A 26730-nucleotide genomic window follows, 5' to 3' on the forward strand; every position below is an offset into this window, starting at 1 on the left:
ACGACCTTTCGGTTAACAGCCGACTGCTCCACCGATTGAGCTACTGAGGAACGCTTGATACTTTATCTATTATACACTTAATTTTTAATATGTCAACTACTTTTTTCATTTTTTTCCATGAAAATGTTATCTATGTATTTATTCAAATTTAGTAAAATATAAATACACTTTTAACATTTTCATAACTATCAAATATTAAATAAATAACAATTTAAACTAATAAAATTATTTATTATTCCTCTTGTTCTTCCCTTTTTATTGTGCTTATTATTTCGCTTTTTGATAGCTTTTCATAAAACAAAGGTCTTCTTATTATTATCATTATGCAGGCAAAGAAGAAATAAAAGAAATATACTCCGCTTAAAATGGCATTTAAAAATACAAAAGCATCTGTATTTATAAACCAATTATTTAAAATTTCATTTATTTCATAAGGAAGCAGTAACAATACGAAAAACAAAGAAAAATACCTTATAAAATATTGATAAATTCTTATATCATCTTTTCCCACTGCCACAATCCTAAGTTTCATTAAGGCTTTTCCAATGCTTCTGCCCTTTAAGAATACGCATAAAACAAAGAAATACATAAACACGGAAAGAGAGAATATATAATAATCATCTATGCCATAATCAATGTTTATATGCCTTACAATATAATATAATCCCCATATAAAAGGCATATCAATAATAAAAGCTATAAGTTTTCTTAAAAAAGAAACCTTAATTCCTCTTTTGTAACTTTCATCATCCATCTCTTCCCTATCCGGCAGAACCTTATAAAATGGTTTTATAACGAAGTAACCAATAACACCCCCAAGGGTATTTATGAATAAATCATCAACATCAAAAAGCCTGTAACTTCTTGGATAAAAGAAATAAAGCCCGCTTAACTGTGTAAGCTCAAAAAACAATGATAATAAAAATGAAAATAAAATTGTCTTTTTTAAGCTGAATTTAAAATAATATCTTAAATACATTCCAAAAGGCACTGTCATAAGCAGATTAAATAAAACCTGTAAAAAAGCTTTATTATTTACAATACAGGTAATGGGACTACTATAACTTAAAGACATTTTATGGTACTGACTTATAATATCCTTTATAAAATTAAAAGGAACTAACTGAGCCGATCTTGTTGTGAGAGATGCCACCTCGGAAAACGACGGTAAAGGCAGAATAACAAGAAAATAAGCCGTCATTAAATATAATATAAAAGAATATATTATAACTATCCTGACAGACCAAAGAGAACCATATTTGTTGTAATTATATATTATGTAAGGAAGAGTAAATAAAAGAGCAATCAAAGGAAATGCAAAAATAGACTCTTTTATTATATCCAAATATCCTCCCATATTTCCTCCTTTTATTATAAGATAATTACATATTATAACAACAAAACAATTACTTTTCAAAATATTATAGAATATTAAATAATAAAATCTAAAAAAAATACAACAATAAAACATTCAAAACATAAATTAATCCTAAAGAAATATACCAAAAAAATTTATATAAAAACCAATAGAACTAATTAACAATAAAAAAAGAGCATAAGCTCTTTTTTAATCAGATAAAAAATTCTTTTTTAACATATCATCTGCTTCATCCCAGAAAGCTTTTGTGTCATATTTAGTATCTCTTTCCCTGACTTCATAGGAATCTTCATTTTCAATATTTACTATTGTGTCATTATCTTTTTCATCTAAAATATCTTCACTAAGTTTTGTATCCTCATTTATTTCTTCTTTTACATCATCTATAATCTCGCTTGTTTCAGCTTCTGCTTCTTCGTATTCAAATTCATTTTCTAAAGAAACTTCTTCTTTAACAAAACTTTCATCATCTTTGTTTTTTTTGTCTTTTTTATCCTTTTTATCTTTCTTACCAAAAAGATGTTTTTTCTTTTCTTCTTTTTCTTCCTTATCTTCTTTTTCTTCTCTTAAAGCTTTTCTTTCTTCTCTTCTTTTTAATCTTTCTTCTCTGTCTTCCATGCTTTCAAGGAAGAATTTAGAATCTTTTTCAACCTCAATATAATCTTCAGTGAATTTTGAGAATACATCAAGTCCGTTATAAACTATGTTATCTTCTTTTAAAACTTCATCAATATCATAATTATCCAAACCTAAAAAGGCTGCATTCTTACTTCTTAGATAAATTAAATCCTTATCTTTCTTTTCATCAAAATTAATATTTGATAACTTATCAAATAATTCTTTAGCTTTTGAAGTATCACCTTTTTTAATATAATACATAACCATATGAGAACAAATAACCAAATATGCTTTTGTATCATCTTTAAATCTTGAAGTTTTTTCTACTGCAATGGTATCAAAATGAGAATATAAGTAGTTAATATATTTTTCAATACCCGAATTTAATCTTGTAATTTTCATATCAAGATATTCTCTTAATATATAATCAACGATTTTAATATCATCTCTTGAAACATCATCAATGGTTAATTCTTTATTTAAATAATCTGATATGATTTTTAAAAGATAAGTTCTTTTTACACCTTTGTTTCTTTCATTATAACTTCCATATATCAAAAGTTTACAAGCTAAAAGATAATCATATTGTTCATCTGTTAGAACGTGTTTTATTATATGTTTTCCTTCTTCGTCAACTTCACCTGTATCTATTTTATCATTTGGAACACCAAGGCAAATTTCCCCTTCTAGAAGAGTAAATAAAATTTGAGTTGATGAAAACAAAATCAAAAAGATAAGTGCAACATCAAAGAAGAATAAAATTACTTCTGAGAAAACATATACGTAGATGAAATATACTGCAAGACAAGAAAGTACAAGAAGTATAAAACTACCCGCTATGCTTTCAAATACGGTGAAAGTAAAATCTGCCTTAAGCTTATCAAACTCTTCCCTGTTTTGAGGAAGATTAAATTTAGGAACAATTTCACCTATTGAAAAGTAATTTTTATTATGCACTCTTCCAAAAATCTTCTTATCGGGATCTTTAAATAAAATATAGAAAGGATCCATATAAATAAAAGATGTGTCATAACCTTTTTTATCATATAAAATACTGTATGATTTATATCTAAAGAACAATGAAAGATAATACATTAAAACGACTATTACAGGGCATAAAGGAAGCAGCCATAAGCTGTGACCCATTGCAAAAGAAACCAACGTACTTCCGCTTATAAGCCCGAATACGACAATGACTAGCCATATTATTTTTAAATTTTTCTTTGAACTTTCTCTCATAGGTCAATCCTCAAATTTAATTATTTATTTTTCTTACCAAATGTAAGTTTATTTTCATTACCGTTTATTATTCTTACTATATTCTTTCTATGTTGATATATGCTTAAAACACATAAAATACAAGCTAAAATTATATAACAAATATCAACTTTAAATACTATAAAAAATACTGCACTAAGTGTTAAAGCAGTTAAAGAACCGACTGAAACCATTCTCGTTAAAAGCGCAAGTATCACACCAATAAGTATTGCCAAAAGTGCAAGTTTATAATCAACCATAACAAGAATTCCCGCACTTGCAGAAACTCCCTTTCCTCCTCTGAATCCCATAAATATAGGCCAGTTATGACCGGCAACACATAAAAGAGAACAGATTAAAATTACAAGAGAGCTTTGATTAAACATATAACATAAAAGTACTGTTACAAGCCCCTTTAAAAAGTCAATTACAAAAACCAACGCCCCTGAGAAAAATCCATATGTTCTAAGTGCGTTAGTAGCTCCGGCATTACCGCTGCCATAAGTCCTTATATCTTCTTTTTTTACACTTTTGGAAAATATGTAAGCACCATTTATACATCCTAATAAATAAGATACTATCATTAAAATAAAACTTAAAAAAGTAAATTGTATAACCATGAAAACTCCCATAACATAAATTTTACTTTTAGTATTATAGCATATTAATATATAAATAAAAGTAGGTTAAATGAAATTTTAATAATTATTTAACGTAAATTAATTTTCTTAAAATATGTAGTTATTAAAAACTAAACAGATACTTTTTTCAAATAAATTTATTTTCCCTTTTAGTAAATAAATTTATTAATCATTTACACGATATTATATAAAAATATAAAATTATATGTAATATTTTACTATCTTTTATTCACACAATATACAATTTATGATAAATATATTACATAACATAACCTAATATAAAATTTATATAAAATCTGTATACTATATTGTTGTTTTCAATTTAAACAATGATTTAATATACTGCTTATAAAATTATTTAACTAAATTTTTATATATTTATTATTACTAAAAAATCACTACTTATAATTTTAAGCTTAAATTATTCAAAATATTACTAAAATAAAAACTTACTTAAGCACAAAAGGAATTTTATTCTTAGCTTCTATTTCATCTTTTGTAACACTGCATTCATAACAAAGAACATTTACTCCATTATCCCTTGCTTGTTTTAAAGCTTTGATAAAATCTTTATGCACTGGATTTGGGGTAAAATACTTTGAGCCTGCAAACTGAATTATAAAGCAGATATAAGCTTCATAGCCTTCTTTTTTTGCTTCTATAAGTTCATATACATGTTTAATCCCTCTCGTTGTGGGTGCATCGGGAAACATCGCTACACCATCTTCTTCCAATGTTACCCCTTTTACTTCCACATACCCCTTTTTATTCTCACTTTCCACATAAAAATCAAACCTTGAATTTTTATATTTCTGCTCGCCTTTAATAAAAGTTACCTCCCCCATTTCATCAAGGGTAATAACCTTATTTAAAACTCCCTCTTTAAATACCTTGTTTGGCATTTGACTGTCCATGTTAAAAAGCACATCATTTTTATATACGCTTATTAAATCATACTTTGTCTTTCTGGCTTTACTGTCTATATATTCAAGATAAACATCGGCATTATCAGTAAGCAACTCCCTGCATCTTCCCGTATTTTTTACATGTACTTTTTCTATCTTATCATCAATCAAACAATTTGCTATAAACCTGTTTGGTCTATCTATAAATTTTCCTTTAACTATATTCTTATATTTCATACTACCTCTTTTCAATAAAATATTATATCAAACCACCTTGAAAAAAGGGTGTTTTTAATTTAAAATTAATTTTATGGAAAATTATAAATTTATAAATAACAACAAATGTGAATTTTTCCCCTGCCATAAAACAGAAGATAAAGATAATTTTAACTGTCTTTTCTGCTATTGTCCTTTGTATTTAATGGAAGAAAAATGTATGGGAAATTTCACTTATACAAAAAACGGAATAAAGGATTGCTCAAACTGCCTACTGCCTCATAAAAAGGAAAACTACGATTATATTAATAACAAATTAATGGAATTTACAAATATGAAAAAGGAAGAAAAATTAAAAAACATTAAACTAATTATTACTGACCTTGACCATACTTTATTAAAAGATGAATTCAGTATCGATGAAAATTATGTAAGTCTTTTTAATGAGTTAAAGGATATGGGCTATATAACTGCATTCGCAACCGCAAGAGGCTTTTATCAAGCGTTTAACTTCGCTTATAAATTAAAACCGGATTATATAATATGCGATAACGGAGCAAGCCTAGTAAAATACGACTACGAAAACCAAAAAAGACATATCTTAAAGGAAATATTAATCGAAGAAGAAACCAAAAAAGACGTATTAAACACACTAAAGGATAATGATACTTTAATTTATTTAATCGAATCAGGAGAGGATTTATACATTACAAAAAGCAAATATAATCCTGAAATTGTAAATAAAAATATAAACTTCTTCTCGCCAATAGAAAATATAGTAGAGGGTTTTAAACTTCACGTAATAGATAAATTAAGGGATATGCCTTTTGATATTCCCCTAACCAGAGTTTGCACATTTGATTTTGTCGGTGATAAAAATACCCATGATACACTAAAAAGACTTGGAGAAGCTCATGATAAATTAAACTACACAAAATCATTTACAACAACCTTTGAGTTTGGTCCCTCAACAAAAGGAAACGCACTTTTATTTTTAAAAGACTACTTAAAAATAGCTAAAGAAAACATTATTTCTTTTGGAGACAGCATAACAGACGTATCTATGTTTGAAAATTCAGGTGTATCGGTCTGTGTGGATAATGCTTCAGATGAGGTAAAAAAACACGCTATGTATATAACCGACAGTGTATTTGATAATGGCGTAGAAAACTTTATAAGAGAGAATTTATTAAATGAAAAATAATAACAGCTATAAAAATTTTAGTGAATACTATGATAATTATATCGCTCTTGCAGACTATGAAATATGGGCAGATTATATAAAGGACCTTTCAACCATAAATAATCCAAACACTATTTTAGATATTGGATGTGGAAGCGGATATATGATGCTTTTTTTAAGCGATATTTTAAATGGTGATTTTTACGGAATAGATATAAGCGGTGAAATGCTTGTAAAAGCAAACGAAAATGCTTACTATGAAGAAAAAGACTTCCGTTTTATGAAAGCAGATATGAAAGACTTTGTTTCAGACATCAGCTTTGATTTTATTTACAGCGTCTGCGACAGCATAAATTATCTTCAAAGCGAAAATGATTTGTTAAAGACCTTTAAAAACATAAAGAAATATCTAAATAAAGGCGGTAGTTTTACTTTTGATATAATAAGCGAATATTATAAACCGGAAAATGAAATTTTAGAAAACGAAGGTTTAACCTTTGATGTAAGAAGAAGTAAAAAAGATAACTGGTTAAATACTACAATTATAATATCAAACACTAAAGAAAGACTATGTAAGGTAGAACATAAACAAAGGATTTTCTCAGTAAATACAATAAATGAAGCCCTAAAAGAAGCAGGCTTTGACAATGTATTTTTCTACGACTTCCTTACAAAAGACAAACCAAATAAACAAAGCGAAAAAATTCAAGCAGTGGCATATTAACCACTGCTTTTTATTTGTATTTGTTTAGTAATTTTTTATAAATATATACCCCAAGAACATAATTTAAAATAATTAAAACAATCAAGTAAATAATAAAGGCTGTTATGCTTATTGTAATTTCCATCATATATAAACAAGCAAAGACAAAAGCACTGATACAAAGTATAATTAAATTTATTATATAAGCATATCTTCCGCTTTTATTTCTAAGGCTTTTTTTAATTCGTCATGCAATTCTATTCTTTCATTTTCAAGTTTCTTTAAATATTTTTCCTTGTTTTTATCATTACTATAGTAAAAATACCTAAATATGCTAATTACACCGTTAAACAAAAAGCCTCCCCAAGACCAATAAAGATACTCCCCAGTCTGCTTTCTTTAAATACCGCAAGCATTATAAACAAAATTCCAATCAAAACAAATATAGCACCATAAATAAAATTACTCTTTTTCATTTTTCATAACCTCATATATAAAAATTTCTTCTATAGTCTTATTGAAAAAACGAGATATCTCAAAAGCAAGTTCCAAAGAGGGATTATACTTCCCGTTTTCAATAGCACTTATAGTCTGCCTTGATACTTTTAATTCCTTTGCAAAACTCTCCTGATTAAGTCTCATTTCCTTTCTAAACTTTTCAACGTTATTCTTCAACTTCACCCTCCTATGTAAAGGTTCCTTTACATGTATTATACTCTAAACAACAATTTTGTCAAGGTTCCTTTACAAAACAAAAAAACACCCCATAAAACAAGGCATTTCAAATCTAAATATTAATATTTATATCACTTCCATAACTCCACACTATCCCAAAGCCTAGCATAAAAGAATTTAAAGAAATAAAAAAACACCCCACATCAAATCCATACGGGGTAAGGGTAGCAACAATTCCCGAAAAAACGGGTAGTTTTTTCGAGGAAATCTTGTTGCGTTAAAGGCTCCACGCCCAGTGGCGCCCTTTTATCCAAATATTTGGGCGAGCAAATATTTGGTCGGGTTGTTAAGGGTTGAAAACCCTTAAATATGGGGTTTAAGGGGCAACGCCCCTTTATAAAAATTCTTTAATAACCCTGCTTACTTCCTTTGCATTTGTACATATTGAAGGATGTTCACCTTCACTTACTATCACTACCTTACAATCCCTTACCTGACTTTTTATAAACTTATATTCATCGATAAAATTTGAACCTATCATACTGTCTTCTTTACTGCCTATAAGAAGCAAAGGATTTTCAATCTCACTTATTGGCTTACAAAACAAATCTATGTTTTCATCTGCCATTTTTAATAAACACTGTGTATCCAAATCGACAACTTTTTCCCAGTCGTCTCCGTTACACCACTGATAAAACCCTCTTGCCATTTCATCTTGTTTGGCAAAATTTCTTTCTTCCAATAAATCTTTAGAAAAAGAAGAGCGAAGTTTCAATCCGTCAAAACTATCACATACTATTTTGTCTATTTTAAAAGGTGCTTGCATTGCACAGTTAAGTGCTGCATACGCTCCCCCGCTTGTTCCAACAAGGCTTACTTTCCTGGTATTAAGATAATCAATAAGTGCAATTAATTGTTCTGACTGATATAGCCAAAGATTATCTTTAAACTTTTCAACTCTTTCAGACTTTCCACATCCTAAAAAATCCATTAAAATAACTTTAAAGTCATCTTGATAAAAAGGTAAAATATACTCAAACATTTTAGAGGAAGCAGTATTCCCATGTAAGAAAATAACAGGCTTACCTTCTCCTATAACTTTATAATAAATATTCTTGTTTTTATATTTAAAAAATGACATTTTCTTGCCTCCCAATTTATTTTTATTATTTTTCAAATCGGCAAGGCACACACCCTGCCATTATTTAGTCCAAATTCCCATAATAATAACCTCCTTTTTCTTGATTATATCACCCTTAATATTATTTTAACAACAAAAAAACACCCCATAAAACAAGGCATTTCAAATCTAAATATAAATATTACTTCCATAACTCCACACTATCCCAAAGCCTAGCATAAAAGAATTTAAAGAAATAAAAAAAACAACCCACAATCAAATCCATGTGAGGTCGGGGTAGCACTCGTTCACTGTTAAATTAGGTATTTTCCCCATAAAATCCAATTACATTAAAATCTTCAAGATATCTACATAAAAATCTTTCCCCAAAATTTAAAAAAAACAAAAAAACACCCCACCCCACATCAAAATACGGGGTAAGGGTAGCACTCGTTCATAGGAAAATCGGGTAGATTTTCCATGAAATCCGAGTGCGTCCAAGGCACTTCGCCGAGAAGTGTCCTTTTTACCTCTTTTTTTGGACAAGCAAAAAAAGAGTGGGGATTTTAAGGGGCAACGCCCCTTAAGATAGGGTTGTTAAGGGTTGAAAACCCTTAAATATGGGGTTTAAGGGGTAACACCCCTTAAGATAGGGTTGTTAAGGGAGTATCCCTTAATGGGGTTTAAGGGGCAACGCCCCTTTATCTTATTATTTATTAGCACTAACATAAATAGGATAAATATCCTCTTCTGTTAAAGGAATAAGTTTTCCAACTTTTGTACCTTTAACATAGAAACATCTGTCAGTAAGTTCTCTTAAACCTTCTTCATCTTGAATACCGATTCCAAGTTCTGTAAAGTTTGTAGGCATGTTTATAGAACGGAAGAATTCTGCTGTCGCTTCAATACCTTTATCAGCAAGTTCTTCTTTTGTTCCTTCAGTAATACCCCAAACATTCTTTGCATATCTTGCAAATCTGTCAATGTCTTTGTGTTTTACATAATTTGCCCAGTGAGGCCACATTGTAGAAAGTGAAGCACCATGAGCAACATCAAATTTAGCACTTAGAGAATGACCTAGTCTGTGAGTTGCAAAGTCCATAGGAGCACCAAGACCAGTAAGTCCGTTGTGTGATAATGAACCTGCCCACATAATTTCGCTCATTGCATGATAGTCTTCTTTATTTTTTGCAGCAACTTTACCGTTTTTAATAACTGTTCTAAGAAGTGCTTCTGCGATTTCGTCTGTTAAATCGTTTTGACATTCACTTAAATCTGTAAAATATCTGTCCATTGTATGCATCATAATATCAACTATACCACATCCAACTTGATAATCAGGAAGTGTAAATGTAAGTTCAGGGTTCATGATTGCAAATTTTGGTCTGTTAAAGTCTGTTGAAAGACCTCTTTTTACTCCTGTTTCTTCATTTGTTAAAACAGCTGAATTACTCATTTCGCTGCCTGCTGCTGAAATAGTTAAAATAACACCTACAGGAAGTGATTTTTCAACTTTTATCTTTCCTTCCCAGAAATCCCAAATATCAACATCAGGGTTTGCAACACCGTGTGCAATAGCTTTTCCGGTATCAATAACGCTTCCGCCTCCTACTGCTAGGATAAAATCAGCACCAAAAGCCTTTGCGTCTTCAACACCTTCTCTTGCAAGAGATAATCTTGGGTTTGGTTTAACTCCACCAATCATTTTATATTCGATGTTTTCTGCTTTCAAAGCTTCTTCTACTCTATCAAGAAGTCCGCTTCTTTTTACGCTTCCCCCACCATATACAATATAAGCTTTCTTTGCTCCGTCTTTTTTCATTTCCATTCCAACTTCTGCTTCTCTTCCTTTACCGAAGATTACTTTTGTTGGTGTGTAGTAATCGAATTTTTGCATTTTGCTCCTCCGTTTATTATATTATATTTTATTAAAGCCAAGGTCTTTTGTCTTTGGTGTAACCTTTCATGTTCCAGTATTCATTGTCGACTTTATTTAAGCCTCCCTTTTTCTGTAACATCCTTACACCGTAAAACCAAAGTTTCGTTTTTATTCCAGGCTTTGTTTTACCAATGTTTTTTAATATCTTCCTTGCCGTTTTATCGGTCTTTTTGTCTATTTTTTCTTTTACCTTTTTACTTACTCCATTCCAAGTTACGCTGTATACATTTATTCCAAGAGTATATATTTTTGCTACTCCCCAAAAGAATAAACTGTCTTTTATTCCCTTTATAGCTTTCTTTGTTCCCATTCCCGCAGCGGTTGAAATACAAACAGCCTGCTTTTTAAACATAATAGCTTCGGGTCTATGAACAATCCACCTGTAACCAAAATGGTCTAAAAATCCTTTAAGCTGACCGCTCATATGGAATACATAAGTAGGAGTAGTAAATATAAGCACATCGCACTTTTTCATTATCTCATCAATGGGATGAATAAGTTCATAGTGTGGGCATAACTTCTCGCTTTTCATAAAACATGAATTACACCCCATACAGTATTTATCAAAATCCTTAGGTAAGAATATCTCAAAAATATCCTCTTCACTTGTAAGTTTTAAAGCCAAAATCTTTCCGGTATTGTAACTTGAACCTTTGTGATTTTGACCGTTAATTAAAGCTACTTTCAAATCTTCCTCCAAACTTAAAGCCTTTTACCTACTACGCAGTACCAGTCCCCCATATTGTTTACTTCAAGTATTTCAAAATCATTTTCTTTGTAGCTTTCTATAACTGTATCAACTGTTTCTTTTATTATACCGCTTGAAATAAATATACCGCCTTTTTTAAGTATCCTCTTAGTATCGGGAGTAAGTCTTCTTATTATATGGGCAAATATATTTGCAACTATAACATCAGCCTGAACGTCTACCTTTTCAGCTAAATCTCCTATAAACACATCAAACTTATCAGAAACAGAGTTTATCTTTGAAAGGTATGAAGATGTCTCTATGCACATTGGGTCGATGTCAACCCCTGTCACGTGCTTACAGCCAAGTTTTGCGGCAGCAATGGAAAGTATACCGCTTCCGCATCCTACATCTATTACTTCGTCTCCCTCTTTCATGTAATCTTCAAGCCCTATTAAACACATCTTTGTGGTTTCATGACTTCCCGTTCCAAAACTTGCCCCAGGGTCGATTTCAAGAATTATTCTGTTTTCTTTATTGTCGCATTCTTCCCATGTAGGTTTTATAAGTAGTTTCTTACCTACATTAAATGGCTTAAAGTATTTCTTCCAGTTGTTCGCCCAGTCCTCTTCTTTAATGTCGTTAAAAGTCATGTTAAGACTGCCAAATATATCTTCACTATCTGACGCCTTTAACCTGTTTAACATATTCTTTATTTCTTCTATTTTTTCTGCCTGATTTTCATCTTCAAGAATATATACCTTAACGTTTGTTTCGATATTTTTCTTCTTTAAATCTTCGTCAACAAGGTCCCATGTTTCCCTGTTATCTTCCAAAAATTCTTCAAATTCTTTCTTATCTTCTATTAAAAAACTGTCCATTCCCATATCGGACAAAGACGATATAAGAAGGTCTATTCCCTCTGTCTTCGTATATATGCTGATTTCGTTATAATTCATATTTTCTTTTCTCCTTTGTATAAAATTATATAATAAAAACAGAACACGTTCAATAATCGTAACCGATATTAAATATAAAAATTAATGACCGTTTTATTTTTCATTAAAATAAAAATATATATAAATTGATGTAAAATCTTTATAAATTAATAAGTTTTTAATTGAATTGGTACTTTTATTAATTATAATTTAAAATATAAATTGAAGAAAGGGCATACAAACATGAAAGAAATTAAATTTAAAGCAGATATCAATTTTACAAAATTCAAAAAAATTTTCAAGGCACAAAACAAATCATATTTTAAAAAACTTGGAATATTCTGCAGCATTTTTTTTATTCCTTTGTCAATAATTTCCGCTTATATATTCATAACAGAAACAACAATGCAGTTTTTTCTGTATTTTATTCTTTTCCTTGTTCTCGCAGCTTACGGAGCAACTCTTATATTTAACCCTTGTATAATTTTTGTAACAAGACGCAATATCGTAAAACAATGGTTTCGCCTCCATGGTTCAAAAAATTTGAATGAAAATTATAAAAATTACATCACAGTATATGAAATAACTCTATCACAATATGGCGTAAAGGAAATGTTTTCAAACGAAAATTTAATAAAATTACCATGGTTTATGTTTAAAAACAAATACGTTACAATTGATGAAGGAATTATATTTCCTTATGATGACGGTAAAAACAGTTCTTTGGCATATAACTTACTCGGAATAAATTATCTTTTAAGAGAAGAAAACACAGGCGAAACATTGTTTATTCCAAAGGAAATATTAAATCAATATCCGAACTTAACGAATGAAATTTCAAAAGCAATCGACAAATCGAAAAAAACATATTTAAAAACAAACAAAAACGAAGATGAAATAAACGAATTAAAAAAATGGCTCAAACAATAAAAACCGATTAAGGATAAAATCATGAAAGAATTAATCAATATAATGATAGAAAAAGATATGGGCGAACTGAACATAATGGTATTTGTTCCATTTATAATATTGATTATTTTGGGATAATGATTTTCTTTAAAATTTATTTAACAAAGGAAAAATCATTTACAAACAATTCCGCAAATTTTCTAAAATATCTTTTCCCCATGACAATAATATTATTCGTATTCGCATTTTTCATGATATCAAACGTAAGTTTGTTTGAAAAAGAAAAAAACTGGTATATTATAAATTTACCTATAACAAACAAATATGAAACAATAAACTCGTCCGGATCGGGAACGAGAAAGACAATATACTACGTAACAACAAACGAAAACATCAACATATCCGTCACAAAAGATTTATATGATAAGCTGGAAATAGGTGAAAACGTATATGTTCTAAAAGACAACGAAAACAATTCCTTAAAAATTTATTCCCAAAAGGAATATATATACAAAGGAACACGCATAAAACAAAAAAAACAGCTTAAAGCTGTTTTAATCTTAGTGGTGCCGAAGACCGGAGTCGAACCGGTACGATCTTATAAGGATCGCAGGATTTTAAGTCCTGTGCGTCTGCCAATTTCGCCACTTCGGCATAATGGAGCGAAAGACGAGATTCGAACTCGCGACCCTCGCCTTGGCAAGGCGATGCTCTACCACTGAGCCACTTTCGCATAAAATGGTGGTCGCAATAGGGCTCGAACCTATGACCCCCTGCTTGTAAGGCAGGTGCTCTCCCAGCTGAGCTATGCGACCAAGCAAAATATAGTATAATGTAAATTGACTTTTTTGTCAACAATTTTTTACTTTTTTTTTAATTTTTTTATTTAATAAATATTTGTATTGATTTTATTGAAAAAATATATATAATATTCTAAAAGAAGTAATACTTCTTTTTTTAATCCTAAAACTTGTATATCCATTTAACCGTCTACCCGTGATATACAAGCAGGCACCTTACGGTGTCTTTTTTATTTCCGATTGACAATACAATATTAAAATGTTATATTATGTGAAAAAAGGAGGATAATGAAAGAATGATTATTTTTTCTTGCTAATATTTATCAATATGCATAAAACAAATTTTAAGCGTTGTTTTTATGCAAAAGCAAGAAAATAATTCTTTCATTCAGTCCTTGTCGTATTACAAAACAGACCGAAGAATATTTTCTTGCGGTCTGTTTTTTTAAGGAGGTATGAAAATGTCAACAATTAAAATACAAAATTTAACCTTCTCCCACGAAGGAAGTTATGAAAACATATTCGAAAACCTTTCGATAAATCTTGATACGTCTTGGAAACTCGGACTTATTGCGAGAAACGGAAGAGGCAAAACAACATTTTTAAAACTTCTGATGAACGAATACGATTATAAAGGCTCGATAAGCAAAAATATCGAATTTGAATATTTCCCGTTCGAAATTAAAAATAAAAACAGAATGTCCATCGAAATAATAGAAGACATTAACCCAAACTTTGAATATTGGGAATTATCAAAAGAGCTGAATATGCTTTCTGCAAAAGATGAAATAATTTATAAAAACTTTAACGAATTAAGTAAAGGAGAACAGGCAAAATTAATGCTTGCCGTTCTTTTTACAAAGCCAAACAATTTTTTGCTTATAGACGAACCTACAAATCATTTGGACGTTTACGGGCGGGAAACACTTATTAAATATTTAAATAAAAAGAAAGGATATATTTTAGTAAGCCATGACCGTAACTTATTAAACCAAGCAACAGACCATATTCTTTCTATAAACAAGAATAAAATTGATTTACAAAAAGGTAATTTCGATTCGTATATGAAAAATAAAGAAAGAGAAGACAGTTTTGAAATATCCAAAAACGAAAAATTAAAAAAGGAAATATCACATATGGAAATGGCAGCAAAACAGACTTCTTCTTGGGCAAACAAAGTTGAAAAAACAAAATACAACACAAAAAACATATCCGGACTTAAAGTAGACAGAGGATACATAGGGCATAAATCCGCTAAAATGATGAAAACCTCAAAATCGATAAATAAAAGAATAAACAAAAAAGCTGAAGAAAAAAAATCACTTTTAAAAAACATTGAACATAGCGAAGACTTAAAAATATCCCCTATCTATTTTCATTCCGACAATTTCATAAGATTAAACCACATAAGCCTGTTTTATGATAAAAAAGATATTTTAAGAGACATCACATTTCAGATAAGCAACAAAGACAGAATTATTCTTCAAGGGAAAAACGGAAGCGGGAAAAGCAGCATAATAAAATTAATAACCGACGAAAATATAAGTTATGAAGGAGATTTCTATAAAGCAAAAAATTTAAAAATATCTTATATTCCTCAGGATACGTCTTTTTTAAAAGGTTCTTTGGATAATTTTATAAAAGAAAACCAAATAAACGAAACCATATTTAAAACAAATTTAATAAAATTAAATTTTGAAAGAAAGGATTTCGGGAAAAATTTGGAAATAATGAGTCAAGGAGAAAAGAAAAAAATTTTAATTGCGAAAAGTTTATCCGAACAGGCACATTTATATATATGGGACGAACCTTTAAACTACATTGATGTTTTTTCCAGAATGCAAATAGAAAATTTAATACTCGCATATCTTCCCACGATGCTGATAATCGAACACGACAAAACATTTATAAACAAAATAAATACAGAAATAATAAAACTTTAAACCATTACTAGAATAAAATAAAGGGAAAAGACATAAAGGAAGTAAAAGCTCAATTGACTAGGAGTAGTAAGGTGAAGGTTAAAGTAAAATTAAAAAATATTTCTCCATATTCAAAAGGGCAACAAGTGAATAAAGAAGATATAGCTTATAATGCCAAATATAATTACTTAAATGGAAAAATTCGGGTAAAGTTAACTTGTATAATGTTGATATAAATGCCATTACGATTAGTGAATGCAATAATTCTTGTGTTTATGTAAACTATATAGATTATCTGGGCGTGGAACACATTGTTATTATCAGATGAAATATAAAATGATATTTTGTAGAAATTAATTAATCATGATTTATTTAGAAAACAAGTACAAAATATTTCAAGCGGTTCAGCAAAGTCAATGTATAATATATCTAAGGAAAGATTAAAAAATCTTTTAATATATTTATCCTAATAGAACTACAAAATCAATTTGCCGATTTTGTAAAACAAACGGAAGAAAGCAAAGAAAATATAAAGAAATCACTTGAAGAAACGCATGTGTTGTTTGATAAGTTAATGCAAGATTATTTTTAGGGGGTGGGGTAACTTTTCCATCCGTAAAATGCGGGGAGCATTTTGCGAGATATTGAAAAGCGTTTAATCCTCTTCGCCTAGAAGCGTCCTTTTTATTCAACTTTTTTATGCGAGTAAAAAAATCGTGGGTTATTAAGGGTTGAAAACCCTTAAGGAAATTAAATATGAGGTTTATAAGGGGCTAAGCCCCTTAATAAATTTGTTATTACACTAAAAAACAGCAAGCCAAACTTGCTGTTTTTTTATTTGATTATTTGCTCAACAAATCTTCTTTTAAAAATTCAACACCGGTATCAGCTGCATCTGCTATTGTCTTTTGAATGTCTTCCATAAGTCTTGCAAAATACATTTGAGATTCCAAGAAATCTTTAATGTCTGAAATATTTGACATTGTAGAATATAATAAGTTAAATTCACTTATCATTTTTTCGTCAGGTTGTTCACCTTTCATTTGAGCAACATAAGATTTATACTGCATATCCATAAAATCTTTAATCATCTTTTTATGCTCTTCGCTTTTATCAATCTTTTCACTTGCACTTTTGTATCTTTTGAATTCATCGCTTTCTTTTATAGCTCTTGCAAGTTCGTTTGCTTTATCATATACATTCATACTAAAATCCTCCTTTAAATGCTAATCTACTCTTACATACATAAGTATAGGTAAAATCATAGGTCTTCTCTTTGTGCTGTCATATAAATACTTTTCAAGATCATATTTCATATCAGCTTTAATACTGTTATAGTCAAACAATCTGTCTTTGTATTTATCAAGCACCTTGTTTGCAATTTCCTTTGCTCCGTTTAAAAGCTCTTCGCTTTCTCTCATATATACAAATCCACGGGAAACTATCCCCGGTCCGCTTACTACTCTTTCTTTTGTTAAGGAAACAACAACAATAAATAGTCCGTCTTCGCTTAACTTCTTTCTGTCTTTTAATACTATGTTACCTACATCCCCTATGCCAAGTCCGTCAATAAGAGTCATTCCGTTTGGAACTTCTCCCTTGATTTTAGCCTTTTCAGGTCCGATTTCCAAAATATCCCCGTTTTTCATTACAAAGATATTTTCTTCTTTCATGCCAAGCTCCATAGCAAGTTCTTGATGCTTTGAAAGCATTTTGTATTCGCCGTGTGCAGGCATAAAATATTTGGCTTTGATAATGGAATGCATAAGTTTAAGTTCTTCTCTTTGAGCATGTCCGGAAACGTGTATTCCTTCCGCTCCTTGATAAACAACTTCTGCGCCAAGTTCAAACAAGCTGTTAATAACTTCGGCAACTGTCTTTTCATTTCCAGGAATAGGAGTTGCTGAAATAATAACAAAATCTTCGTTTGAAATTTTAAATTGTCTGTGTTCTCCGTTTGCCATTCTGCTAAGTGCAGCCATAGGCTCACCTTGAGAACCTGTTGTTAATATTACTACTCTTTCAGGTGGGTAATTATCAACTTCATTTAACTCAATCATTATGTTATCGTTAAATTTTAAATATTTAAGTTCTTTTGCTACCGATATAACATTGACCATACTTCTTCCGCTTATGGCAACTTTTCTTTTGAATTTTTTGGCAGCATCAAATATTTGTTGAACTCTGTGTACGTTTGTGGCAAAAGTGGCAACGATAATTCTCTTATCTATACCTTCTTTAAATAAAGACATAAAAGTTCTTCCAACACTTGCTTCAGACTTTGTAGCACCTTCTCTTTCGGCATTGGTACTGTCTGCGATTAATAAATCAACCCCTTGTGCACCTATTGCAGCCATTCTTTGAAGGTTTATTTGTTGATTGTCAACAGGAGTATAATCAACTTTAAAGTCTCCCGTATGGAATACTTTTCCGTAAGGACTGGTTATATAAAGTGCGCAGCTGTCTGGAATAGAGTGGTTTGATGTTACGAATTCCACGCTAAAGCCTTTTACATGAACCGTATGACCTCTTTTTACGATATGAAGCTTTGTGCTTTCGTCAAGTTTGTGTTCAACAAGTTTATTTTTCAATAAACCCATTGTAAGTTTTGTTCCGTATATAGGAATATTGATTTGTTTTAATAAATAAGGTATTGCACCTATATGGTCTTCATGACCATGAGTTAAAAATAAACCTCTTATTTTGTTTCTTTTTTCTATTAAATAAGTAAATTCCGGAATAACAATATCTATTCCATACATATTTTCATCAGGGAATTTAAGCCCGCAGTCAACCAAAATTATATCTTCTTCAGTTTCAAAAACAGTAAGGTTTTTCCCTATTTCTCCAAGACCTCCAAGAGGTATTACTTTTAGTTTTCCGTTTATATTTGACACGTTATTCTCAGCTTTCTTTTGATTTTTGGTAGCTTTACGTTGAATATTATTCCTTTGTATTTTATTTTTGTTATCTTTATGCTCTAAATATTTACTCGAAGAAGAAAGAAGCTTTTTTTCCTTGCTTTCGATTCTTTTTACTCCCGATAAAGGAGTAGCTTCAAAATTATTTTTTCTAAAAGCCATTTCTTCCCCTATTCAAGCTCATTGTCATAATATTCACTTACTCTGTTAAATTCGTCTTCGTCAACAACTTCCATAACTACCAAATTTCCGTCTTCGTCTTCATCAACTGTAAACAAATATGCATCTTCATCGTTATCTTCTTCATATAAAACTAAATATGATTTGTCTTCAAACTCAAACTCGTCTTCAACAAGGAAAGATATTTCTTTGCCCTCCTCATCTTTTAAAACGATGACTTCTGTGTTTTTTTCTTCGCTCATTTAAAAACCTCCTAAATTATTATTATAATCAAGATATGACGATAAAATTATTTGTGCTGCCATCATATCAATAACTTCTCTTTTTTTTCTCCAGTTTACTCCCCCGGCTTCAAGGGCTCTTTCAGCTTCTTTGGTTGAAAGTCTTTCATCCCAAAGTTTAACGGGCACATCTAATTCTTTTTTTAAAATTTCATAAAATTCTTCGGTGATTTGGGCTCTGGTACCTTTTTCTCCATTCAAATTAAGAGGATTACCTAAAATAACAAGCCCTGCGTCATAATCCTTGATGTGTTTTTTTATTTTTTCTATATCCTCTTTTATGTTTTTTGTTCTTTTTATAACACATATACCTTGTGCGGTAATATGTAGTGCATCACTTACGGCTACACCAATACGGGCTTCACCGTAATCAAGTGCCAATATTCTTTTATTCAATATATACTCCTTTTCCCCATTTGCAACTAAAACCTACTTATATTAAATAAGTAGGTTTTAATTAAATAAATCTTTAGTTTTCAAACGTACTGTATTTATTTTAAATCATTAAAATATTTTAATACTATTAATTCCAAAATTTCATCTCTTTCAACTTGTCTGATAAGTTTTCTTGCATCTTTATAAGAGGTAATATATGTTGGGTCACCACTCATAATATAACCTACCAACTGATTAACAGGATTATATCCCTTTTCCTCTAATGCTGTTTCTACTTTTTTTAATGTCTCTTCGATAAGTTTAGAACGATCGTTTTCCAAACTAAATTGCATAGTAAAATTACTGTTACTGTTATTTGTTCCCATAATATCACCACCTATATATAAATTTTAACCTATAAATTACGATTATTCAAGTTTTTTATTTATTAATTAATAATTATAATGTTTCTTTAATGAAATCTTTGGCATTATCAAGAGCCATATCAGCTTTAGAAATATCTTTAAGTCCGGCTTGAGCCATATCAGGTCTTCCGCCGCCGCCGCTTCCGATACTTTGAGCTACTTTCTTGATGAATTGTCCACAGTTAAATCCACCTTTTACTGTTTCTTTATCGGCAGAACAAATCATAAATCCTTTTTCACCTTTAACGCTTACAAGGAATACGATAACTTTAGCTTCTTTGTCTTTTATTTTGTCGCTGAAATCTCTAAGTTCGTTCATGTCAAGACCGTCAACTTTTGCCATAACGCATTTAATACCATTTACGTCAAATGCTTCGTCAATGATGTTTCCTAACTTATCTTTGTTAGCTTCTTTCTTGAACTTATCAAGTTCTTTTTCCAAAGATTTGTTTTTATTTATAAGTTCTTCTACTTTTTCAATTATATTATTGTTATTAAGTCTTAATTTGTCTTTTATTGTAAGAAGTTCATCATAATTTTTCATATTTTCTTCTATTGCAGCTTTACCGGTAATAGCTTCAATTCTTCTTACCCCGCTTGCAACTGAAGTTTCTGAAACAATTTTAAATAAACTTATGTCATTTGTGTTTTTAACATGACATCCACCGCAAAGTTCAGTTGAGTAATCACCCATTTTTACAACTCTTACAATGCTTCCGTATTTTTCACCGAATAATGCAGTAGCACCAAGTTTCCTTGCTTCGTCAATGCTTGTTTCAAAATATTCAACTTTATCTTGATTTAATATTTCTTCATTTACTTTTCTTTCAACTTCTTTTAACTCTGCATCTGTCATTTTTTCAAAATGAGAGAAGTCAAATCTAAGTCTTTCACTGTCTACATAAGAACCTGCTTGGTTTACATGTTCCCCTAAAACTTCTTTTAAAGCTTTGTGAAGAAGATGTGTTGCAGAGTGGTTTCTTTGTATGTTTAGTCTGTCGGCTCTGTTTACTTTGAAGTTATATTCATTTCCTGCTTTTAATACGCCGTCTTTTACTAATACTTCATGAACGAATTTATCCCCGCTTTTTGTTACGTTTAATACTTCTCCTTTAAAGTCTTCTGATTCAATGATACCTGTATCATTTATTTGACCACCGCTTGTTGCGTAGAATGAAGTCTTATCAAAAATAACAAGTGCTTTTCCTTCGTTTAATTCTTTAACCATTTCACCGTCTTTGATTATTTCGATAACTTTTCCGCTTCCGTTTAAATCTTCGTATCCGATGAATTTTGTGCTTTCAAGATTTGCGATAAAGTTTGTTAAATCCCCTTTATAACTTACTATATCTTTGCTTGATCTTGCGCTTCTTGCTTTGTCTTTTTGTTCTTTCATGGCTTTTTCAAAGCCTTCTTTATCAACTTTAATTCCCTTTTCTTCAAGGATTTCCATTGTAAGTTCAAGAGGGAATCCATAAGTATCGTAAAGTTTGAAAGCATCGTCACCTTTTAATGTGTCGCCTTCTAAGTTTTCCATTAATTCTTCAATTAAAGAAAGACCTTCTTTTACTGTTTCATTGAATTTTTCTTCTTCTATATTTATAAGTTTTAATATAGTTGTTTCTTTTTCTCTTAAAGCAGGATAAGCTTCTCCGGAAATTTCGATTACCTTTTTGGCAACCCCTTCCATAAAATGACCTTCAATACCAAGAAGTTTACCGTGTCTCATTGCTCTTCTTAAAATTCTTTTAAGAACATATCCTCTTCCTTCGTTTGAAGTTAGGATACCGTCACTTGCCATAAATACACTGCTTCTGATATGGTCTGTTATTACTCTTATTGAAATATCGTCTTTTTCATTTTCACCATATTTTTTACCTGATATTTCACAAATGTAATCAAGGATATATCTGATTGTATCAACTTCAAAAATATTATCAACCCCTTGAACGTATGCAGCAAGTCTTTCAAGCCCCATTCCTGTATCGATGTTTGGATGTTCAAGTCTGTTGTAGTTTCCGTCTTTGTCTTTGTCGAATTGTGTAAATACAAGGTTCCATACTTCCATGTATCTGTCGCAGTCACAACCTACACCGCAGTCAGGAGAATCACATCCGTATTCTTCTCCCCTGTCTACATAAATTTCACTACATGGTCCGCATGGTCCAAGACCGATTTCCCAGAAGTTATCATCTTTACCAAGTCTTGTAATTCTATCATCAGTTAAACCGATATCTTCTTTCCAAATTTGAGCTGCTTCATCATCATCTTCATAAACAGAAACATAAAGTTTATCTTTATCAAGACCTATTTTTTCAGTTAAAAATTCCCATGCAAAGTTAATTGCTTCTTTCTTGAAATAATCTCCAAAAGAGAAATTACCAAGCATTTCAAAGAAAGTACCGTGTCTTGCTGTTTTACCTACGTTATCAATATCAGGTGTTCTGATACATTTTTGACAAGTTGTAACTCTCTTTCTTGGTGGAACTTCTTCCCCTATAAAATAAGGTTTCAAAGGAGCCATTCCTGAGTTAATTAAAAGCAGACTCTTATCGTTGTGAGGAACAAGAGAAAAGCTTTCAAGTCTTAAATGTCCTTTGCTTTCATAAAATTCCAAAAACATTTTTCTTAGTTCGTTTAATGAGTATTTTTCCATATCTATCTCCCTGTGTTAGTATGTTATTTTATATCTCCTGATTTTTTAAGGCCCTGTGCCGTTAGGATAGGACCGACTATTTCAAAAACAAATGTTGCACCCATAATTATATTTAAAAACAGTGTACTGTATTCAGGCATCATTTTTGATGCCGCAACCGCGAGCCCTACTCCGACTCCGGCCATGGGCATAAGCCCCATTCCAAGATAATTCCTTGTAACTTTATCTGTCCTTGCCATACCGCACCCAAGAAAAGCACCAAGAATTTTACCTATAAATCTTGAAATTACAAAGGCTATTCCGATTGCACCTATACTTACTATTACATTTAAGTCCAAACTGTATCCGGCAAGCACGAAAAATATAACGTAAATCGGGTTTACAGCTTCTTCCGTCATGGAAAAGACTTTGTCGTATCTAAAGCATAGATTAGCTATCACACTTCCTGTTGCCATACAAACAAGAATTGAAGAAAGTTCAAAATATGTACCTATTCCTGAACCTAAAAGAACGCTTGCACAAGCAACAATAAGCACTTGAGATTTATCCCTTCTGACTTTCTTTTCAATAAAGCAGAACACAAGCCCTATAACTCCACCTACTATTAAAGATAATACAATCTCTTTTAAAGGAGCAAGTAAAGCAGAATTTATATTAAAATGTCCGCTTATCATAGACTGTGAAACTGCACATGCAATACTGAAAAGGAATAAACATACGGCATCATCAAGGGCAACAACCGTAAGAATTGTATTTGTAAGTTTTCCTTTTGCCTTATATTCGTTAATAACATTAACCGTTGCGGCAGGAGCTGTGGCAGCAGATAAAGCACCAAAGACTATTGATAACGGTAAATCTCCCGTTACAATATAAACTCCCAAAGTTACGGCGATTATAGTAACGGTAGCTTGAACTATCGTTATTAAAATAACGCTTCCGCCAAGGCTTTTTATTTTATCCAAGTTAAAACTTTCCCCTATGTTAAAGGCAATAAAGCCAAGGGCTACATCTTGCAGAAATTCAAGTTCCAAAAGGATATCTTTTGGCAGAATATCTATAAATGATACTCCAAGGATTAAACCTGCAAGCAAATATCCCGTTACAGCGGGAAGCTTTAATTTTGAACATATTTTACTTATAGCAAATCCTACAAAAAGGAATAACCCAAGAGCCAATAATTCATCCATTTTTCTTCCTCAACTTTAGATGAAAAACTCTATTGTCACATCATATATGATTCTATTTCATCCGTTTCTTTCATAATATTCTTTGTTAAATTAATGTTTCCTTCTTTTGTTATTAAAATATTATCTTCAATGCGGATTCCAATTCCTTCTTCTTGTAAATAAAGTCCCGGTTCAACGGTAATAACATTACCGGCTTTAAGAGGTTTATCTTTATCGAATGGATCATGACAGTTAAGTCCTACAAAATGGGAAACGAAGTGATAATAATAATTATTTACTTCTTCTCTTTCTTCTATCAAACCTATTTTTTTAAGTTCCTCTTCATAAATATCAATTACAATATCGTTAAGTTCTTTTAAGGTTACACCTTCTTTTGCATTTTCAATAACGGTTTTGTTCGCCTTTAAAACGATATTATATATTATCTTTTGGAAATCAGTAAATTTTCCGTTTACGGGATAAGTTCTGCTTACGTCTGCACTGTATTTATTTACCGCACTTCCGCAGTCAAGAAGAACAAGATCTCCGTCTTTTACTTTATCCTTTCCTTTGATATAGTGAAGAGTAGTAGCATTTTTACCGCTTGCAACAATTGTCGGGAAAGGCAGTGTATCGCCGTTTTTCCTTGTAATATAATCAATTGTAGCGGCAATTTCAGCTTCTTTCACACCGGGTTTGGTAATCTTCATTGCCATGTTTATGGCATTTTTTAAATTCTTTGCACCTTTGTGAATACAATGCACTTCGTATTCACTTTTTACTTCTCTAAGTTCATTAAGGCATCTTTTGATATTATAAAATTCCAAGTTATCAAATACTTTATACATTTGTTTAAACATTCTAAGGTTTAAGTTATAATTCTCGCTGGTATTTGTATCATCCAAAGCAAAATAAATCTTCTCTAAAGTTTCATCATTGCCAAGTTCGTTTATATATTCTTCAAACTCATCAAGATAAAAAACATCTTCCATGTCGCTAAGTGCCATAACTTCAGGAATAGATAATTTTATCCCCGTCCATTTTGAAGAATACTCGTTGTTTTCAGGAATAAATAATTGTTCTTTTATTTCCTTATCATTCTTTGTTAAAATAAGCACACAGTCTTCTTCGTCAATGTTTGTAAGGTAATAAAAATCTCTGTTTACTTCAAATTCATAATCATTTCCGTTTTCACTTCTTACAAGTTCTCCGGAAAAGAAAACCGCAGCCGAATTATCGTCCATGTATTCAAGTACTTTTTCTCTTCGTTTTTTTAAATTTAGATTATTCATAACCTGCCTCATTTACCTTTATAATAACTAATTTATTTTACCATAGTAAAAAAATTTTATCAATATTTTAAACTTCTACATTTGCCCTTTTATCAATATTTTTCCATATATAAATCATATTGTAATACAATAACTTAAAAATATCAAACATACAAAATTTATTAAATTAAAATCAATATATATTTATTTATAAAAACCTCTTATTTAGTTAAATCCCAAATAATATTAAATTAAAATTTAGAAAAAATTTCCAATATATATATTTGTTTTTGGGGAAAAATTAATATAGAAAAAACAAAGGAGAAATAAAATGGCTAAGAAAAAAGAAAACAAAAACAATAAGCAAAACATGAATAAAAACGAACAATCTTATAACAACAAAAACGAACAAAAACAACAAAACAAAAACGATAAAAATTGTAAATAACTAAAAAAGACACTTTAAAAAGTGTCTTTATTTTTTTCTTTAAAAATAAACAATTTACTAAAAATATAATTTAAAATAACAACAATTATACTTACAGTTACTTTAGCAACCATTCCCTCAATACCCAATAAAATACAATTTAAAACAATATATGCAATTTTTATTATACTTATAAAATATTACAAAACTATATATTTTTTAATTAAAAACAAAATAACAATAAAAAATATTGTCATTTTATCATAACTGTAAACTATACAAACTTACAAAATTTTCTCAAAAAAAAGACTCTTAAAGAGCCTTTTTCTTTTTATCAACAAATATATAAATCAAACACCCTAAAGCCGTAATTAATGTAATTATACCCCCTTCTTTAATCCCTGGAGTACAGTATTTAAACACTACTTCATTTGCCCCTTTTTGAAGTTCAACTCCCATAGAATCAACGTTTGCCTGTAATACATCAACTTCCTTACCATTCACATACGCCTTCCAGCCTTTTGAATAAGGAATAGATAAAACCCCTATTTTATCTTCTTTCGTATTTACATTTAAACTTACTGTATTTCCTTTTATGGTAAAGTTTTCTACCTTATCTTCCTTTAATTCATTTACATATTTATCATAGTTATCCATAGACTGAGATACTACTTTTAAATCAGAGAAGTTAAATTTTCCTTTTTTCGTAAAATTAAGTTTAATTTCATGTTCTCCATCTTCATAATATCCCAAATTTAATACATAATCATTTTTACCTACATAATAAGTATCCGTTGTAGATCTAATAATATACTTATCATTATATTTTTTTGAAGAATCTATATATATTTCTATGTCTGATTGAGTTTCACTTGAGGATAATAGATATTTAACCTTATCTTTTATACCTGCATTTTTCTTTTCTTTTTTTTCAATAACTAAATTTAAATCATCTAAAACTAAATATGTTTCACTGTTTTTAATAGGTTTTATATTTAATGTTATAGATGAATTATCCTTTATAACATTTATGCAATCATCTTTTAATTCTATATTTTTTTCATTATATTGGGCATTTTGTAATATATCTTCAAAATTCATAATAATTTTCTTCTGTTAAGATATTTCCTTCTTCG

At 30.2% G+C, this 26730-nt stretch carries 24 protein-coding genes and 3 tRNA genes; 4 read left to right on the plus strand and 23 right to left on the minus strand.

Features of this window, described 5'->3' with window-relative positions:
* Positions 1–232: 232 nt before the first annotated feature.
* The 4 genes from FGQ49_RS05860 to sfsA form a co-directional block, all read right to left on the minus strand.
* Positions 233–1357, minus strand: a complete 1125-nt coding sequence (locus FGQ49_RS05860; RefSeq protein WP_171020610.1) for a VanZ family protein — start codon at positions 1355–1357, stop codon at positions 233–235.
* Positions 1358–1567: 210 nt separating this feature from the next.
* Complete coding sequence (locus tag FGQ49_RS05865; RefSeq protein WP_138268939.1) at positions 1568–3235, minus strand: hypothetical protein; 1668 nt, start codon at positions 3233–3235, stop codon at positions 1568–1570.
* Positions 3236–3255: 20 nt separating this feature from the next.
* On the minus strand, positions 3256–3873 hold the full coding sequence (gene plsY / locus FGQ49_RS05870; protein WP_171020611.1) for a glycerol-3-phosphate 1-O-acyltransferase PlsY: 618 nt from the start codon (positions 3871–3873) through the stop codon (positions 3256–3258).
* Between the two features lie 470 nt (positions 3874–4343).
* On the minus strand, positions 4344–5036 hold the full coding sequence (gene sfsA / locus FGQ49_RS05875; RefSeq protein WP_138268941.1) for a DNA/RNA nuclease SfsA: 693 nt from the start codon (positions 5034–5036) through the stop codon (positions 4344–4346).
* 73 nt (positions 5037–5109) lie between these two features.
* Between sfsA and FGQ49_RS05880 the strand changes: the two genes are divergently transcribed.
* Together FGQ49_RS05880 and FGQ49_RS05885 are read left to right on the plus strand one after the other, a co-directional pair.
* Complete coding sequence (locus tag FGQ49_RS05880; protein ID WP_138268942.1) at positions 5110–6219, plus strand: HAD-IIB family hydrolase; 1110 nt, start codon at positions 5110–5112, stop codon at positions 6217–6219.
* Positions 6209–6922 (plus strand): class I SAM-dependent methyltransferase, encoded by a 714-nt coding sequence (locus FGQ49_RS05885; RefSeq protein WP_138268943.1) that lies wholly within the window; start codon positions 6209–6211, stop codon positions 6920–6922. Before FGQ49_RS05880 ends, FGQ49_RS05885 begins: the two co-directional genes overlap by 11 nt.
* 177 nt (positions 6923–7099) lie before the next feature.
* On the opposite strand, the gene FGQ49_RS10355 is transcribed toward FGQ49_RS05885, so the two are convergent.
* From FGQ49_RS10355 to prmA, 7 genes are all read right to left on the minus strand, one after another.
* A complete protein-coding gene (locus FGQ49_RS10355) occupies positions 7100–7255 on the minus strand; it encodes a hypothetical protein (RefSeq protein ID WP_171020612.1) in 156 nt (51 codons plus the stop codon).
* Positions 7240–7377, minus strand: coding sequence for a hypothetical protein (locus FGQ49_RS10360; protein ID WP_171020613.1), 138 nt, complete (start codon positions 7375–7377; stop codon positions 7240–7242). The genes FGQ49_RS10355 and FGQ49_RS10360 overlap by 16 nt, the downstream gene beginning before the upstream one ends.
* A complete protein-coding gene (locus FGQ49_RS05890; protein ID WP_138268944.1) occupies positions 7364–7576 on the minus strand; it encodes a helix-turn-helix transcriptional regulator in 213 nt (70 codons plus the stop codon). The genes FGQ49_RS10360 and FGQ49_RS05890 overlap by 14 nt, the downstream gene beginning before the upstream one ends.
* A gap of 394 nt (positions 7577–7970) precedes the next feature.
* Positions 7971–8717 (minus strand): alpha/beta fold hydrolase, encoded by a 747-nt coding sequence (locus FGQ49_RS05895; RefSeq protein ID WP_138268945.1) that lies wholly within the window; start codon positions 8715–8717, stop codon positions 7971–7973.
* A 688-nt stretch (positions 8718–9405) separates the two neighbouring features.
* On the minus strand, positions 9406–10593 hold the full coding sequence (locus tag FGQ49_RS05900) for an iron-containing alcohol dehydrogenase (protein WP_138268946.1): 1188 nt from the start codon (positions 10591–10593) through the stop codon (positions 9406–9408).
* A gap of 31 nt (positions 10594–10624) precedes the next feature.
* Positions 10625–11323, minus strand: a complete 699-nt coding sequence (locus tag FGQ49_RS05905) for a flavodoxin family protein (RefSeq protein WP_138268947.1) — start codon at positions 11321–11323, stop codon at positions 10625–10627.
* Between the two features lie 14 nt (positions 11324–11337).
* Positions 11338–12282 carry a 50S ribosomal protein L11 methyltransferase gene (gene prmA / locus FGQ49_RS05910; RefSeq protein WP_138268948.1) on the minus strand — a complete coding sequence of 315 codons (945 nt, stop codon included), beginning with the start codon at positions 12280–12282 and terminating at the stop codon, positions 11338–11340.
* A 222-nt stretch (positions 12283–12504) separates the two neighbouring features.
* Here prmA and FGQ49_RS05915 point away from each other — a divergent pair, with 222 nt between their 5' ends.
* Positions 12505–13191 carry a hypothetical protein gene (locus FGQ49_RS05915; protein WP_138268949.1) on the plus strand — a complete coding sequence of 229 codons (687 nt, stop codon included), beginning with the start codon at positions 12505–12507 and terminating at the stop codon, positions 13189–13191.
* A gap of 543 nt (positions 13192–13734) precedes the next feature.
* Here the strand turns inward: FGQ49_RS05915 and FGQ49_RS05920 are convergent.
* The 3 genes from FGQ49_RS05920 to FGQ49_RS05930 form a co-directional block, all read right to left on the minus strand.
* Positions 13735–13824 (minus strand) — tRNA-Leu (locus tag FGQ49_RS05920).
* 4 nt (positions 13825–13828) lie between these two features.
* Positions 13829–13903 (minus strand) — tRNA-Gly (locus FGQ49_RS05925).
* Between the two features lie 6 nt (positions 13904–13909).
* Positions 13910–13985, minus strand: a tRNA-Val gene (locus FGQ49_RS05930).
* A gap of 446 nt (positions 13986–14431) precedes the next feature.
* Here FGQ49_RS05930 and abc-f point away from each other — a divergent pair.
* A complete protein-coding gene (abc-f, locus tag FGQ49_RS05935; protein ID WP_138268950.1) occupies positions 14432–15913 on the plus strand; it encodes a ribosomal protection-like ABC-F family protein in 1482 nt (493 codons plus the stop codon).
* Between the two features lie 821 nt (positions 15914–16734).
* Here the strand turns inward: abc-f and FGQ49_RS05940 are convergent.
* From FGQ49_RS05940 to FGQ49_RS05980, 9 genes are all read right to left on the minus strand, one after another.
* The gene (locus FGQ49_RS05940; RefSeq protein WP_138268951.1) at positions 16735–17097 is read right to left on the minus strand and encodes a YlbF family regulator; all 363 of its coding nucleotides are present in this window, start codon (positions 17095–17097) and stop codon (positions 16735–16737) included.
* 21 nt (positions 17098–17118) lie between these two features.
* On the minus strand, positions 17119–18975 hold the full coding sequence (locus FGQ49_RS05945) for a ribonuclease J (RefSeq protein WP_207734413.1): 1857 nt from the start codon (positions 18973–18975) through the stop codon (positions 17119–17121).
* Positions 18976–18983: 8 nt separating this feature from the next.
* Entirely contained in the window at positions 18984–19235 is a 252-nt protein-coding gene (locus tag FGQ49_RS05950) for a DUF1292 domain-containing protein (protein ID WP_138268952.1), read from the minus strand.
* The gene (gene ruvX / locus FGQ49_RS05955) at positions 19236–19670 is read right to left on the minus strand and encodes a Holliday junction resolvase RuvX (protein ID WP_138268953.1); all 435 of its coding nucleotides are present in this window, start codon (positions 19668–19670) and stop codon (positions 19236–19238) included.
* Between the two features lie 95 nt (positions 19671–19765).
* Positions 19766–20035, minus strand: a complete 270-nt coding sequence (locus FGQ49_RS05960; RefSeq protein ID WP_138268954.1) for an IreB family regulatory phosphoprotein — start codon at positions 20033–20035, stop codon at positions 19766–19768.
* A 73-nt stretch (positions 20036–20108) separates the two neighbouring features.
* Positions 20109–22730 (minus strand): alanine--tRNA ligase, encoded by a 2622-nt coding sequence (gene alaS, locus FGQ49_RS05965; protein WP_138268955.1) that lies wholly within the window; start codon positions 22728–22730, stop codon positions 20109–20111.
* 23 nt (positions 22731–22753) lie between these two features.
* A complete protein-coding gene (locus tag FGQ49_RS05970; protein WP_138268956.1) occupies positions 22754–23917 on the minus strand; it encodes a cation:proton antiporter in 1164 nt (387 codons plus the stop codon).
* A gap of 35 nt (positions 23918–23952) precedes the next feature.
* A complete protein-coding gene (locus FGQ49_RS05975) occupies positions 23953–25188 on the minus strand; it encodes an aminopeptidase P family protein (RefSeq protein WP_171020614.1) in 1236 nt (411 codons plus the stop codon).
* A gap of 718 nt (positions 25189–25906) precedes the next feature.
* Positions 25907–26695, minus strand: a complete 789-nt coding sequence (locus FGQ49_RS05980; protein ID WP_138268958.1) for a YfhO family protein — start codon at positions 26693–26695, stop codon at positions 25907–25909.
* Between the last annotated feature and the right edge of the window lie 35 nt (positions 26696–26730).

It is taken from the genome of Anaerofustis stercorihominis (assembly GCF_005844425.1).
GTDB classification, from domain to species: Bacteria; Bacillota; Clostridia; order Eubacteriales; family Anaerofustaceae; genus Anaerofustis; species Anaerofustis butyriciformans.